The sequence below is a fragment of the Solibacillus sp. GQ1 genome (assembly GCF_059758555.1).
The window spans coordinates 295,969-312,308 of record NZ_JCAXEX010000001.1 but is presented as its reverse complement, the minus strand read 5'-3'; the positions used below and the strand labels follow the sequence as shown (position 1 = coordinate 312,308).

The window sequence follows — 16,340 nt, the reverse complement described above, 5'->3', positions numbered from 1 at the left end:
TATACCCGTTTCAGCCAAAAAAAAGAACCTCGTATTACCGAGATTCTTTTGAAATTAACTAACAACTAATAACCCGATTTTGTGATTATCATCACGATGGACAACATGCTGGGCAAGACGCAATTCGCCTGAATGATCAAGCACTTCCAAACGACAATGGGCAGCATTGATCTGCAATGCTTTATACAAATCTTCTTCTGTAAAAACATCTTGTCCATTTACACGCTTAATAATCTCACCTGCAACAAGTCCCATTTTCTCTGCAGGAGAATCCGGTAAAATGCCGGCAATCATCACACCTTTATCACTCCGTACAACAGCATAACTATTGCGGTCTTCTGAACGACTATAATGAATGCCGATAATTGTGCGTGAAATCGCACCTAATGCTAATGCAGCAGCACCAAGTACCGGCAGAAAATATGCAGCCAATCCGACGATCAGCACAAATTGCCCGATCATAATAATTGAACGTCCCATTTGAGGATAAACATTCATCGGCAGCTTTTGACGCACCATTTGCTGGAATCCGATAATAAACGGGAAAACGATGATCGAAAACTGTTCTGCTCCGACCGTAAACTGTGGCCAATAAGGCGCAAAATTTTGAATGCCTTCACCTGGAATAATCGTAAAGACAGGCAAAATCCAAAGCTGTTTACTAAAATAGCCTATTCCATTTAATCCACGCTTTGTTTTCTCAACAATCGGTGAAGCAAAACGGGCACCATACCGGCGAATTAAAATTCCTTCTGCCATCAGCAAGAGTCCTGTCATAATCGGAACGGTCATAACAAGATCGTCCGTAACATTTCTCCCTGCCAATTCAATAGTTCCGATTGTATATGACCAATCTTGCCATTGCATCCAAACGATTCCGCAAAAAGCAACCGCCATAACAATTGCCGGCGATAATAATTGATACATATAAATGATCAAACCTACGAAACTTACAATAAATACAATTGTCAATAATTCGAGTGATACTGTTAAGCCTATTACAAGACTAAATAAGGAAATAATAACGGACAGCATAAAGCCCATCGCAAGCATATTTTTCAGCTCGGACCAGCCACCTAGTATCCGTCGGTTAAAATACCTTCGTTCGCGCTTCACTCGGCGATATCCTAAATAAACTGCGGAAATGATGGCGATATAAAACAAAGGATTTATAAAAAATCGGCCAATCCCTTTTAAAATTTCAATCAAAACTGTTCCATCCATATTCTCACCTACCGTACGAATAATTGTACCAAATCCTTTACGGAATGCGTAGTCCCATTTGTACCGGAAATGAAATAAAGGCATGGTGGAAGATTCGGAGATTTATGGAGGAGGTAAATAAGGTGGAATTTTTTCAGATCGCTTTTAAATAAAATGTTAATCAAATAAAAAAAGCCCATTTCGTTAAGAAACGAGCTTTCAATATCTTTTCCACTATCCCTTATTCAAACTGATGCATAATATAACTAATCGCCATCTGCAGCTGCATGTCGTTAACTTTCGACTGTTTGAATGTTTGCAGTTCTTTCGTTAATTCATTGAAAAATACTTCATCCATATAGCTTCCTTCTGCAATATCATGCTTGTGTCTGAAGCTTTCTACTTCCTGTGCTGTATCCTTATCAAAGAATCCATCTGTCCGGCTGATAGCGTAGCCCAGCTCACTTAAAATACGCTGGCTGTAGGCAATTTCTTCACTGTATTCTCCCTCTTCATAGCGCCCTTTCAGTATTTTTGTTTCCACACTGTAAAGAGGATGCTGTGTCACTTCGACATCCGGCTCTATTCCTACATCATGGATCCACTTTTTAGAAGGGGTAAGCCATTTGTTCGTTGATAACTTTACTTCTCCGCCGTTTTGAAGATCCCATGTTTGTTGGACCGTTCCTTTACCGAAGCTTGTCACTCCAATAATGACCGAACGTTTCCAGTCCTGTAGGGCACCTGCAAACACTTCACTGGCTGATGCGCTTCCTTCATTTTGGATAAGAGTTAAAGGCGTGTCACGCAACCAATTTGCGTAAGGCTGGAACTGTTCCACTTTCTTTGTTTTCAGTGGCTCTGTTACACCATCATGATTTTGCATATACGCAAAGATTTTTTCTTTTTGCTCGAACATGCTCATCATTTGGGCAACACTATGTAAATAGCCACCTGGATTGTCCCGCACATCAATAATTAAACCTTCCACTTCCTCCTTAATTACCTCATCAAGAGCCTCTTTCCATTCGTCTGCTGTTTTTTCACCAAAAAGATTGATCGTTATATAGCCAAGTTTTCTCCCTTCTACTTCGAGAACTTCTGCTTCCACCGTATCATTTTTCAAACGTTCTCTTTTCATGACTAACTTTAAATGCTGATCCATTTCCGGTCGATAAATGACAAGCTCCACAGCTTCCCCTTCCTTACCATACATCAGCTTACGAACTTCCCCCATAGATTTTCCGTCAAGTCGCACTTCATTAATTTGTATAAGCTCATCCAATGGTCGAATACCCGCTTTTTCTGCAGGCGATGCTTTAATAGGAGCTACGACGATAATCTTACCATTTGCTTCTGCCAATTCCACACCAATGCCGATTCGTTCACTTGCGAGCGTCTGTTTATGTAATGCTGCTTCTTGCTCCGAATAATAAGTACTGTAGGGGTCATTTATTGCATTTGCCATCCCTCGCAGTGCACCTTCCACCAATTTTTCAGAGTTGACATCATAAACTGATTCGCTCGTAATTAACTCATGCAGTTCATTGACTACCGCAAAACCCGCCTGTTCCTCTTTTGGCTGCGCATTGATTTTCATAACACCATAAACAATTACACCGATACACACCATTACAACAATTAATAAAAAAATCCGACTTTTCCGCACGAATTCTCCTCCGTTCCATAAAATTTATGAAGCGAATGAAAGAATCATACTTATAAAGTCGAATTTAAACGTCACAAAATGAAGATATTTAAGATGGCGGTCTGCGCATTCTCCAAGCTTAATCTAGTTGCATGACATTTTCACGCAATGCATCCAAATCCAGCGGGCCAATGATTTGCTTTTGTATTTTCCCTTCTGTATCAATCATGTACGTTGTCGGCATTGTTATAATTTCATATTGATAGGCGACTGCTTCTGTTTGTTCCAGTACGATAGGGAATGTGATCTCATAGCTTTTTAAAAACTGCTCCACACGCTCCAGTTTTTCGTTTGCATACGTCATATTGACACCGACAATTTCCACATTGTCTTCTTCACGGTATTTTTCGTAGTATTTTTGCATATGCGGCATTTCAGCTTCGCAAGGCGGACACCACGTTGCCCAGAAATTCAGCACGACCCGCTTTCCTCTCAGCTCAGAAAGTGTCAGTGGCTCGCCTTGTAAATTATATAATGTAAAATCCGGTGCAAACTGACCTTTTTCGAGGCCCACTTCTTCGCCCAGTTCAACTTCTTTTCCTATTGCATTTTCGTTGATTGCCGTACTTTGATTGATTTCAGCTTTTATGTAAGTGCCAAGCATTGTGATGACAAGCACTAAAATAATACCGATTCCAATATTTTTTTTCATCAACATCACCCCACTATTTCTTCCTCTTAGTACATTATCATAAGTTTCAGGTAATTATTCAAACTGAAAAACTTCTTTTGAATCGTCATTGATTTATTAATCTAATGAATCATTTAAAAACCTATATAAATTTTATTTTACCAAATGTGATTATTTATTATAAAAAACGGGTATTTAAAATATACATATTTTGTTCTGAATACATAGTCTTAATACAATAGTCCCGTAATCATCAATGGAAGCCTATTAGACAGTTGAATTTTTGAATTTTTATATGTACATATACTTAATAAATAACAGGCATATTAATTCGTTTTATTGCAGAGTTTTTTATCAATACTATTTGTATACAGGTCGTATCGTTAAATCAAGAATTTAAAGGGGGATTTTATGAATAATGATAATAAAATAAATAAATTTAAACAATTTTTTTCTAAGAGTGAGTCTATCCAAAATTATGCTAATATCAAAACGGAAAATAATGAGCTGTTAAATTACTTTACATCTATTGTAGATAATCATCCTGACTTTATTTTTATCTTTTCAAATAATGCAGAAATAGTCACTTCAGATAATAAAAGAGTAAGTTCTTTTTTTGGAAAAACGGTAAATACATTAAAGGATTTCCAAACTGTTTTAACTGAACCTACATTTAAAATTTTATCGGATGTTTTCAAACAAACATTAAGTGGCAATTCCGAAAAGTGCATGATTGAAATAAAAAATAATAACAATCAAAAATCAAGGCTAGCCCTAACTTTAATCCCTATAACAATTGATCAAGTAGTAGAGGGAGTTTATTTAAGCGCTATTGATGTTTCGGATCAGATTATTTTAACGGAACAGTTGGAATCACATAAAAATCATTTAAAGCATGCCCAGCAGATTGCAAAAATAGGAAGCTGGGAGTATTTAATTGAAAACGATCATTTATTTTGTTCAGAAAACTTTTATCATATCTTTGGACTAGAACCTGATATATATATGCATATGGGTGATCCTTATATGTTAGTTCATCCAGATGATTACGAACATGCCTATCAAAAAATTAATGAAGCAATTAAATTTGGAAAAAACTATACAAATCAATTTAGGATTTATCACGGTAAGACTAACGAGATAAAGTTTATTAAAGTTCGTGCTGAAGTATTATTTGAGGATCAAAAACCTTATAAAATTATCGGTGTTATTAGGGATATAACTCAGCAAATAGAACTGGAGAATCAAATAGTAAAACAAAACGAAAACTACAAAAAAATCTTCAATAATCTTTCCTCGGGTATTTGGGTTCGCGATGCCAGTGACGGGAGTTTTGTATTTGCCTCTAAAGGATTGGAAACTATAGTCGATATTCCAATCTCTAAATTGTACGATAATCCGGATACTTGGTATGAAATGGTCCATCCAAATTCTGTTTCCCAACTAGATAGTGCGATAAAAAAAGTAGAGGCTGGAGAAAGTTTACAAACTATATACCAATTTATTAGTGGAAGCGGCAAAATTAAATGGCTTTTGGAAGAAGTGGTCCCGGAAATCAATATACACGGGGAAATTTCATATGTTTTTGGACTAATTACAGATATTACTCAAGAAATGGAACTGAAAGCACAACTAGATTATTTAGCAAATTACGATGCACTAACAGGACTTCCCAATCAGAAATCACTCTTTGAACAACTCGATAATATGTGTAAATATGATGAAGGTTTTGCAGTTCTCTGTTTAGATTTAGATCGCTTTAATATTATTAACGGTTCATTAGGCTATTCAATCGGTGACCAGGCATTGAAGTTTATTGCCAATAACTTTGGCAAACTGTTGCCGAAAGACGGCTATTTAGCACGTTTAAGCAGTAACGATTTCATAATGATTTTTAAAAATTATGACGACAAAGAAAACGTGTACGAGTTAGCCAAAAACATTATCAATAAAATTTGCGAGCCTTTTATCATTCAAGGCTATGAAATAAATATTTCTACCAGTATTGGCATTACCTTTTTCCCAGAGGAAGGTAAAGAGAAAAATGTTTTATTGGAAAATGCACATACAGCCCTCTATCAAGCCAAAAAAGAAGGCCGAAACACCTATCAACTCTCCTCTCATTTAGCGGACATTTCTTCTTATAAAAAATATGTTTTAGGTCGAGACATGCGTAAAGCAATTATAAATGAAGAGTTTGAATTATACTTTCAGCCCCAAGTTGAACCGAAACATGGAAAACTATATGGAGCTGAAGCATTAATACGCTGGAATCATAAAGAGTGGGGTATGATTTCTCCGGGAGAATTTATTCCACTTGCGGAAGAAAACCATATGATTAATATAATTACCGATTGGGTCATTGAAAAAGTCTGTCTTTATCTATATGAGTGGAAGGAAAAAGGACTGCCCCTTAAACCGATTGCTATAAATATTCCACCAATTCGATTTATGAAAACCGATTTATTTGATTTTGTTAAAGCTCAAATTGAGAAGTATCAAATTGAACCACAATTTCTTGAATTTGAAATTACTGAAAATACGATAGTAAATTCCGAAATAGGAACTTACTCCATTATTCAACGGCTAAAAGAGATGGGTATACGAATTGCCATTGACGATTTTGGTACAGGCTATGCCTCACTTGCTTCGATACGTCAATTTAAACCCGACACAATCAAAATAGATAAACTATTTATTCAAAATATCCATTACAAAAATGAAATTGATAATGCCATCATCTCGGCTACATTACACTTAGGGAAATTGTTGGAATTAAATATCGTTGCTGAAGGTGTAGAAGAACTTGAACAATTAAATTTCCTGAAACAAATTGATTGTGACATTATTCAAGGTTACCTATTTTCAAAACCCGTTAAAATCGATCAATTTGAAAAATTTCTAGTAAGTGGCTATTTAAAACCGCTAAAATCAAATACTACGCAAATTATTGAAGAGCGAAGAAAGTTTTTCCGACTGGAATTCCCGTTTCCTATACCGGGTAACTTATCTATAGTTGAACTGAACGGTAAACCGGTCCAATTAGGTAAAACTCCTATTTTGATTAGAAATATAAGCCTTGGCGGTTTGAATATATTATCAAATTTAAAACTTCCCATCAATATGGATATGAAATTTCATATTAGTTTCACCCTTCTGGATGAGGAATTTGAATTAAATAGCGAGTTAAGATGGATAAATGAAGAGTTTGCGGAAGTCTATTCTTACGGAGTACCCATTAAAGTGAATCAATTGACGGAAAATCGATTAGCTTCTATTATTAATAAATTAAGTACCATAATTAGGAATAATGAAAAAATTCCAAACACTGAATTTATCTATGAAGATGCCCATACTTACTTCAGAAGAAATAAATTTTAGTCCAGTTAAAACAAGGGGAACTTTTATGGAGAAATTTTATCAAGAAGTTTTAATGAACGGTATTAAAGATATGGTCTTTATTCTTAAAGTTGTAAACAATGACTTTTGTTTTCAGTTTATTAATACCGCTGCAATGAAACGTTTAAATTTGTCTAACCAGATTATTGGCTCAAGCATTATGGATATTGAACCAAAGGAAAAGGCAGTATTTTTATATAAGCAATACAGCAAAGTTGTTGAAAGTCAAAAAAGTTATACTTATGAAGATGTTTACGAAGAGAATGGTAAGAAGTATTATGCCGAAACCGATTTAAGTCCCTTTTATGATGAAAAAGGTAAAGTTGATCGAATCATAGCGGTTGTACGCGATATTACACATGAAAGAAATGCGCTTTCAGATGCAATGGAAATGATAAGTGGACTGGCTGAAAGTAATGAGCGTTATCATTCTTTATTTTTTCATAATACAGACGGCATTTTTATTTTAAATAAAATGGGTTATATTACAGATGGAAATGAAGCGACTGAACATATTACCGGTTATAAAATAAAAGAATTATTTGGAAAACCGCTTAAAGAGTTATTAGACAAAGAAGATACAGGCAACTTTGATAATTTGATAAACGAAGCACTTAAAGGAACTAATCAAAGTGGAGATTTAATCTTTAAAAATAAAAATGGCGAGCAAATTAACATCATTTTTAAAATCATCCCGCTTTTCATCGATGAGAAAATCATTGGATTATACGGAATTTTGAAAGATGTCACTGAACAGTTACAAAGCATTAACAAGCTGGAGGAAAGTGAAAAACGTTTTCGTATTATTGCAGAGAACGCCCATGACTTAATTACACTTGTTAATAAAGACGGAGAAATCACATATGTTTCCCCATCTTATAAAAATATATTAGGTTACTACCATCAGGAATATCTTAAGAAAAGTTTCCTTCATAATGTCCATACAGATGATCAAGAACGTTTAGTAGAAACTGTCCGTAATTCGATCAGTTCAGGTGAACCTTTTACTATTCAATTTAGACAAAAAAATGCTAAAGGAGATATGATTTGGTGTGAATCCATCGGAAATCCGGTGTTCAACCAAAAAAATACTTTTCAGCATCTGGTTGTACTCACTAGAGACATTACCTTAAGAAGAGAATATGAATCCAAATTGAAATATTTTGCTTATCACGATAGTTTATCAGATCTTCCAAATCGTTTATTTTTTAAAGAACAATTTGCGTTTGCAAAAGAGCAGTTTCTAACAAATAATACACCTCTTGCTCTAATACTTTTAGATATTGACCATTTCAAACTGATTAACGATACTTATGGCCATGATACAGGAGATGCGGTTATTAAAGAATTTGGTTCTCGTATTAAATCAACTATCCGTGATCATGACATGGTAGCAAGATTAGGCGGAGATGAATTTGTTATTCTACTCTCAAACATTCAAAGCTATAATGCAATAGAAATTGCAGAAAGAATCAACCACGCTATCCAGCAGCCATGGAAACTGAACGGGCATACCTTAACGGTTACAACAAGCATGGGAATCGCAACGGCATCTAGTCAATTGAATTTTACGGAATCCAGTTTAATAAAAAAAGCAGATATTGCCTTATACGAGGCTAAAGAAAGCGGGAAAAATTGCTATAAATTATATAACGGTAACTCTCCCAACCCTTCTTCGTACACAAATAAAAAGACCAAACTTTAATTTAAGTTTGGTCTTTTCTCTATGTTACAGTGAAATATAATTTAATGGGTTTACGGCGTTTGAACGACTGCCGTTCCATTCACCGACATGAATCTCAAAGTGTACATGAGGTCCTGTTGAGTTACCTGAATTCCCAAGTCGTGCAATTTGCTGACCTTTTGAAACCGATGCCCCAACACTCGTGTTAAATCCGCTTAAATGGGCATACGTTGTTGTGAATAATTGTCCTTCAATCGAGTGAGTAACCATTACTACGTTACCGTAACCATTCATCGAACCAACATACGAAACAACACCATCCGCTGCTGCAACAACCGGTGTACCGATTGAGTTGGCAATGTCAATTCCTAAGTGATTTTTACTTCCGATTGGACCAATATCACGTCTGCCGAACCCTGATGTAAAACGGCCTGCTGCAGGTCTTGTCCAATTTCCTGCCGAAACAACCGGCAAGTTTCCGGAACTTACAGCACTATTGCTACTGCTGTTTTGTTTTTTCTTTTTAGCAGCCGCAGCTTCCAATGCCTTTTGACGGGCAACTTCCGCTAATCGGCGCTGTTCTTTAAGAAACTTCTCTTCCAGCTCTTTACTTAATTCTACTTTATCATCGTATTCAGCTTTAAGTTCTGTTTTCTCAGATCTTAGTTTCGCTTCTTCTTTTTCAAGCTCTGCTACTAATTTTTTCTTTTCTTTCTTTTGTTGATTTAATGAAGCCATCAAACTTTTTAATTTCGCTTTATTCGCTTCAAGGTTTTCTTTTTTCTTCACAAGCTCCAGCTTTTGAACTTCAAGCTTTTCCTGGTCTTCTTTTTGCTCACGCATAATTTGACGGTCAGCGTCCATAAGTGTGCTTACAGCAGAAAAACGATCGATAAAGTCTACGAAACTATTTGCTCCAAGCAATACGTCAAGGTAACTTACTGTACCTGATGACTGAATCGCGCGAGCACGTTCGCGCAATAGCTCATTTCGCTGTTCGATCTTCTCTTTTAATTCTGCGATTTCATCTTCTAAAATAGAAATTTCTTCGTTTGCAATTTCAATATCCAATTCAACAACGGCAATTTTATGGTTCGTTTCATTAATTTCAGCACCAAGTTGCTCTAGTTGTGAAATGATTTTTTGCTGTCTGTTTTGGTTTGTTTGAATCTCATTTGTTTTTTGTTCAAGTGATTTATTAATGTTTTTCTTTTCTGCTTCGAGTTGACTGCGCTCTTTTTTCAGTTCATCTAATGTTGCTGCAGATGCTGCCGGTATTTGAACAAATAGCACTAGCGCAAGTATTGCTGCAATTGTTTTAAATGAACGCGTCGTTAGCTTCTTCAAAAACTTTTCCCCCTAAATGCATGGGTAAGAGTGGCTCTTTTTGTCTCAAAACGAGCCACTTCCCACTATTTTCGTCATTGTCAATTTTGCCTTGGCAATGTGTGACAGTCGCTGAAAGAAGTTATACTTTTAAAAACTTACGAACTGACATGAAACTTCCCCATATACCGATGAACATCCCGATGAAAATAATTAAACCGTTCACCTGGTACATAAGTGGTGTTACTTCTAACAATTGGAATAATTCCCCTTTTAATCGAGGTGCCAATAAATCATAAATATTGTAATAAGCAATTGTAACGGCTGCGACTGGAATAATAGATCCAATCAAACCAAGCCACATTCCTTCCAATACAAATGGAATGCGGACGAAAGAATTTGTAGCCCCTACAAGCTTCATAATTTCAATTTCATCTTTACGTGCAATAATCGTAATGCGAATTGTATTAGAGATTAAGAACATCGCTGTGAACAGCAGTCCTAAAATCAATACGAGTCCAACATTACGAGCGATTTCTAAGAAGTTAAATAGTTTTTCTACTTTACCCTCGCCATATTTTACTTCAAAAGTATTGTCTAAGCTATCAATCTGTTTTGCGACATCAGCTGTTTTCAAAGGATCGACAGCTTTGACATACAATACATTGTATAACGGGTTGTTCTGTTCGAATAAACTTAATTCATCGCCAAAATCTTTGATTAACTTGCTTAATTCTTGTTCTTTTGAAGAATATGTAACTTCCTCGACATCCGGCATATTATGAATCTCGTCAAGAAGCTGTTCTTCTGCCAGTTTCGCTTCTTCCGCTTCCGGAATAATATCGATCATGACACGAATTTCAACATCGTTTTCCAAATCGGAAGCGACTTTGTTTAAATTCATCATAATCGCTGCAAATACACCGACCAATAATAATGTGACCGTTACAGCACTGATTGAAGCGAGTGTCATCCAGCTGTTACGGCCTAATGATTTAAAACTTTCACGGAAATGACGGGCAATTGTTCTAGTTTTCATAGCCGTAGTCACCTCCGTACTCATCACGGACGATCATTCCGCCTTCAATGGCAATAACTCTTTTACGCACAGTATTTACGATTTCACGGTTATGTGTTGCCATTAAAATCGTCGTACCTTGGCGATTGATTTCCTCAAAAATATTCATAATTTCCCACGATGTTTCCGGGTCTAAATTCCCTGTAGGCTCGTCCGCAATCATCACTTTCGGACGGTTCACAATCGAGCGGGCAATTGCAACACGTTGCTGTTCTCCACCTGACAGCTCATTCGGCAGCATTCGCACTTTATGCTTTAATCCCACCAGTTCGAGTACTTCCATTACCCGTTTACGAATGACACTTGGCTGTTCTTCAATTACTTCCATCGCGAACGCTACATTTTCATATACTGTTAAGCGCGGCAATAATTTAAAGTCCTGGAAGACGACACCAAGATGACGGCGTAAATGGGGTACGCGATTATTTTTTAGCGTTCTCAAGTTAATGCCATTAATGATGACATCGCCGGAAGTCGGTTTTTCTTCACGGTACATCAATTTAATAAATGTCGATTTACCTGCTCCACTCGGGCCAACTATATACACAAATTCACCCTTTTTTATATGAACCGTAATCCCGTTTGCGGCGACGACCCCATTAGGATACTTCTTCACTACATTATTCATTTCAATCATTCACGAAACCACCTAAGCTCAATATCTAGTATTTTAAATTTTAGTCTTACCCATTATAGCATTTTCAGGCTCAAATTTTATTACATTTTCTTTTCAATGTAAGCCCCGCCTCGTTTTCAAACTCTCTGCACCGCCATGACAACATTAAAAGAAATCAATTGTCGTCAAATTTTCATAGAAATACACTTATTTTTTGGTTTTCGTAATGTATTTGTTAAAGTATGAAATGTTCTTAATATAATAAAATACTCTACACTATCTTTAATTATTCGACGTTTTCAGTGAAAACCCTTCTCATTATTTGGATTATTATGGTATTTGTGGGTGGTTTTTCAGAAACTACATTTTTCTATGTAGGAATGCGGCAGTTTGTGACTTTTAATTGGAGGTTTGGCGGAAAACAAAATTAAAAGCATCCAAATTCTTTATGAGAAGATGGATGCCTGATTTTATTAATGCGTTTGTTGTTGCTTTGAGTTTACCGAAACCCTGGTAAATCCTACGCCTATTGCAGTGTATAACGTACTAGTACTGTTCCTGTGCGAGATTCCCCTACTAATTTCAGGAGTTTCGCACCTTCCAGTTCTTTTGTGAAACGGACTGATTTTGACAGGAATTGCTCCTCTTCTTCTGTAACCAGTACATCACTTAAACCGATATCTGCTTTTCCGAAGTTTGAGAAAACCTGACCATCCAGTGCGACTGTTTTCGGAACATAAATTTCTACTGAACCTGCTAGTGCACGTGCCTTGATTTTATGCGCTTCCGCACTTGTTGTTGTGATAACAACATGTCCATTCATCGATTCAGCTTCGACTTCATTTAATTCGCCATCAACGTAAATACGTCCATTGGCTGTACCGATTTCCAAATCTTCACCTTTAATATGACGGGCTTCTACTGCACCATTGCTCGTTTGCAGTTCTGCATGATCAAATGTTGCATTTTCCAGACGGATTAAACCGTTATGCGTACGCGCTTTAACAAGCTTCGCGTCGATATGTTCGATTGAAACGCTACCTGTTAATAATTTCGCAATGACTACATCATAATGTTTTTCTGGAATAGCAACTTGTACTTTCACTTGTGCAAATTTATTTGTTGACTGAATAAATAATTTGTCATTTGTCAGCTTCGACATGTTTTCTGTTGCCTGTGCAATCGTTTCTTCCTCAGTACCTTTTAACGGTGTTTTCCCTGTCACATTCACAGTAACTAAATCATCCGTAGCACGTACAATATCGACTTTACCATTTGCGATTTCCAGCTCTACCCCTTTAACATCAGCTACAGGGTAAGCATACGTTTTTGTGAATTCTACTTTTTCTCCGAACGGTGTATCGATATCAAGCTCTTTAAACTTTGACAAAGCTGCACCGACTAATCCTGTCATGCGTGTGCTGAATTGCGATAAATCCTGCTTAATATCGCCCATAAACTCGTCCATTTTTTTATTGAATTCTTTATCGTTAAATGACTTGCCGAAAATATCTTCAAATCCTGATGTTTTACGTTTTTCTTTTTGTTCTTCAAATACTGGTTCTGCCTTATGCGGCTCTTCCTCATACTTTTTTTCTAAAACCGGTTGCTCGATTGGTGCTGCTTGTGATGGAGTGGATTCCTTTTCCGACGACAATTTTTCCAGTAATACAATCGCCTCTTCTGCCGTAATTGTACCGCTTTCAACTAATTTCAAAATGCGTTTACGTTCTTCTTGCATAAAAAAATTCCTCCCTCTGCTTCGTATATAGTTATTATACGGGGAGGGAGGACGAAAAGTTTCGTTTGCGCTCTTAGTTTTTCAATCTATTTATTTTGCGCTTCTTTAATTCTTGATTCCATACGCTCACGATCACGGTCCAGAATTGGTTTTAAGTAACGTCCTGTATAACTTTCTTTCACTTCGGCAATTTTTTCCGGTGTACCTGTCGCTAAAATTGTACCGCCACCTTCGCCGCCTTCAGGACCTAAATCAATAATATGGTCGGCAGTTTTGATAACATCAAGATTATGCTCAATAACAAGCACGGTCTCCCCGTTTTCAACTAAACGCTGCAGTACAATCAATAAACGGGAAATATCATCGGCATGCAAACCGGTCGTTGGCTCATCCAAAATATAAAATGACTTGCCGGTTGAACGACGATGCAATTCCGACGCCAATTTTACACGTTGTGCTTCACCGCCTGATAATGTTGTTGCCGGCTGACCAAGCTTCACATAACCAAGACCGACATCGACAATCGTTTGCAGTTTACGCTGGATTTTTGGCAAGTTCCCGAAAAACTCCAACGCATCTTCTACCGTCATCTCCAAAATGTCGGAAATATTTTTATCTTTATATTTTACTTCCAGTGTTTCACGGTTATAACGCTTCCCGTGACAAACTTCACACGGCACATAAACATCCGGTAAGAAGTGCATTTCGATTTTAATAATGCCATCTCCGCGGCAGGCTTCACAACGTCCGCCTTTTACATTAAACGAAAAACGTCCTTTTTTATAGCCGCGCACTTTTGCTTCATTCGTCATCGCAAAAACATCACGAATATCATCGAATACGCCAATATACGTTGCCGGGTTTGAACGCGGAGTACGGCCGATTGGCGATTGGTCCACATCGATTACTTTCTCCAGCTGTTCTAAACCTTCTATTGTTTTATGCTTACCCGGTTTCACTTTTGCCCGGTTCAGTTTTGATGCGAGCGACTTATATAAGATTTCATTTACCAATGTTGATTTCCCGGAACCCGACACACCTGTAACGGCGATGAACTGCCCTAATGGAATATCGACACTGACATTTTTCAAGTTATTTTCAGAAGCACCTTTAATCTTTATTTTTCGGCCATCTGATTTACGGCGTTCAAGCGGCAGCGGAATAAATTTCTTTCCGCTTAAATATTGGCCGGTAATCGACTCTTTGTTTTTCATTACTTGCTTTGGTGTCCCTTGCGCAATGACTTGACCACCATGTACACCGGCACCCGGACCGATATCGATTAAATGATCCGCTGCCATCATTGTATCTTCATCATGCTCTACGATAATTAATGTATTACCGAGGTCACGCATATTTACAAGTGTATTAATTAACCGGTCATTGTCACGCTGGTGCAGGCCGATTGACGGCTCGTCCAAAATATAAAGGACGCCTGTTAAACGGGAGCCGATCTGTGTCGCCAGTCGAATACGCTGTGCTTCCCCGCCGGATAATGTTCCAGCAGACCGTGCAAGCGTTAAATAATTTAAACCAACGTCCAATAAGAACTTCAGTCGTTCAATAACTTCACGAATAATTAAATTCGCAATCTGGCGTTCTTTTTCTGTTAATTCTACTGAACTAAAGAACTCATACATTTCCTGAATGGAGTGACGCGTCGCTTCCGAAATATTCTGGTCTTTAATTTTTACTGCCAGCGTTTCCTTTTTCAGACGGTGCCCTTTACAAGTAGCACAAGGCTGTTCAGTCATGTACTTTTGCATCGATTCACGAACATAGTCCGAAGAAGAATCTGTAAAGCGGCGCTCGATATTCGCGATGACACCTTCAAATTCGATATTTTTCTTATGCACACTACCATAGTCATTCGTATATTCGAATAAAATTTTCTCTTTACCCGAACCGTATAAAATTTTATCCATTTTCTCTTTAGGAATATCTTTTACCGGCACATCCATTGGAATATTGTAATGCTTGCATACAGATGCCAACAGCTGCGGGTAGTAGTTGGACGATACGGATTCCCATGGTGCAATCGCATTTTCAAGCAACGTTAAGTCCCAGTTGTGAATGACTAAGTCGATATCGGCCTTTGCCTTACTTCCCAACCCGTCACATGTAGGGCAGGCCCCGAATGGACTGTTGAATGAAAACATGCGCGGCTCCAGTTCACCAATCGAAAAGCCGCATAGCGGACATGCATGATGCTCACTGAATAACAGCTCCTCATGATCGATCACATCGACTAGAACGCGGCCATCCGCAATTCTAAGCGCTGCTTCAAGGGAATCACTTAAACGTGTTTCATTGCCTTCTTTTACGACAACACGGTCCACAACTACTTCAATTGTGTGCTTTTTATTTTTATCCAGCTCGATATTGTCATCGAGATCACGCAGTTCCCCGTTTACACGGATACGAACAAAGCCTTGTTTTTTCAAGTCTTCAAGCAGTTTTACATGCGTTCCTTTTTTCCCTTCAATAACAGGAGCAAGCAGCTGCATTTTCGTGCGCTCCGGATATTCCATCAGGCGGTCAACCATCTGTTCAACCGTCTGTGATGTAATTTCAATCCCATGTGTCGGGCAGTACGGTTTTCCGATACGCGCAAAAAGCAGGCGCAAATAATCGTAAATTTCCGTTACTGTCCCGACAGTCGAGCGAGGGTTTCGGCTCGTCGTCTTCTGGTCGATCGAAATGGCCGGTGACAAACCTTCAATTGTATCGACATCCGGCTTGTCCATCTGTCCTAAAAATTGTCGTGCATATGCAGACAATGATTCGACATAACGACGCTGCCCTTCCGCATAAATCGTATCGAATGCCAGTGATGATTTACCGGAACCTGAAAGCCCTGTCACAACGACAATTTTATCGCGTGGAATTGTGACATCAATATTTTTTAAATTATGCGCTCGTGCACCTTGTACGACAATTTCTGTATTTTTCAC

10 protein-coding genes are annotated in these 16,340 nt (G+C 37.7%); 2 read left to right on the top strand and 8 right to left on the bottom strand.

The window, feature by feature from the left end; translation table 11 throughout:
* Positions 1–54: 54 nt before the first annotated feature.
* From AC6CH1_RS01375 to AC6CH1_RS01365, 3 genes are all read right to left on the bottom strand, one after another.
* Positions 55–1,224, bottom strand: a complete 1,170-nt coding sequence (locus tag AC6CH1_RS01375) for a PDZ domain-containing protein (protein WP_251689736.1) — start codon at positions 1,222–1,224, stop codon at positions 55–57.
* Positions 1,225–1,444: 220 nt separating this feature from the next.
* The gene (locus tag AC6CH1_RS01370; RefSeq protein ID WP_498316160.1) at positions 1,445–2,872 is read right to left on the bottom strand and encodes a S41 family peptidase; all 1,428 of its coding nucleotides are present in this window, start codon (positions 2,870–2,872) and stop codon (positions 1,445–1,447) included.
* A gap of 118 nt (positions 2,873–2,990) precedes the next feature.
* Positions 2,991–3,563, bottom strand: coding sequence for a peroxiredoxin family protein (locus tag AC6CH1_RS01365; RefSeq protein ID WP_251689740.1), 573 nt, complete (start codon positions 3,561–3,563; stop codon positions 2,991–2,993).
* A 390-nt stretch (positions 3,564–3,953) separates the two neighbouring features.
* On the opposite strand from AC6CH1_RS01365, the gene AC6CH1_RS01360 reads away from it, so the two are divergent.
* Positions 3,954–6,923, top strand: coding sequence for an EAL domain-containing protein (locus AC6CH1_RS01360; RefSeq protein ID WP_498316159.1), 2,970 nt, complete (start codon positions 3,954–3,956; stop codon positions 6,921–6,923).
* Positions 6,924–6,948: 25 nt separating this feature from the next.
* On the top strand, positions 6,949–8,646 hold the full coding sequence (locus AC6CH1_RS01355; protein ID WP_498316158.1) for a sensor domain-containing diguanylate cyclase: 1,698 nt from the start codon (positions 6,949–6,951) through the stop codon (positions 8,644–8,646).
* Positions 8,647–8,670: 24 nt separating this feature from the next.
* Here the strand turns inward: AC6CH1_RS01355 and AC6CH1_RS01350 are convergent, their stop codons facing one another.
* From AC6CH1_RS01350 to uvrA, 5 genes are all read right to left on the bottom strand, one after another.
* The gene (locus AC6CH1_RS01350) at positions 8,671–9,972 is read right to left on the bottom strand and encodes a murein hydrolase activator EnvC family protein (protein WP_251689744.1); all 1,302 of its coding nucleotides are present in this window, start codon (positions 9,970–9,972) and stop codon (positions 8,671–8,673) included.
* A 121-nt stretch (positions 9,973–10,093) separates the two neighbouring features.
* Positions 10,094–10,990, bottom strand: a complete 897-nt coding sequence (gene ftsX, locus AC6CH1_RS01345) for a permease-like cell division protein FtsX (protein ID WP_251689746.1) — start codon at positions 10,988–10,990, stop codon at positions 10,094–10,096.
* Positions 10,980–11,666, bottom strand: a complete 687-nt coding sequence (gene ftsE / locus AC6CH1_RS01340) for a cell division ATP-binding protein FtsE (protein ID WP_008403596.1) — start codon at positions 11,664–11,666, stop codon at positions 10,980–10,982. Before ftsE ends, ftsX begins: the two co-directional genes overlap by 11 nt.
* Before the next feature lie 505 nt (positions 11,667–12,171).
* Positions 12,172–13,386: a DUF4097 family beta strand repeat-containing protein gene (locus tag AC6CH1_RS01335; RefSeq protein WP_427711221.1), complete on the bottom strand. Its 1,215-nt coding sequence runs from the start codon at positions 13,384–13,386 to the stop codon at positions 12,172–12,174.
* Positions 13,387–13,472: 86 nt separating this feature from the next.
* Complete coding sequence (gene uvrA, locus AC6CH1_RS01330; RefSeq protein ID WP_498316157.1) at positions 13,473–16,340, bottom strand: excinuclease ABC subunit UvrA; 2,868 nt, start codon at positions 16,338–16,340, stop codon at positions 13,473–13,475.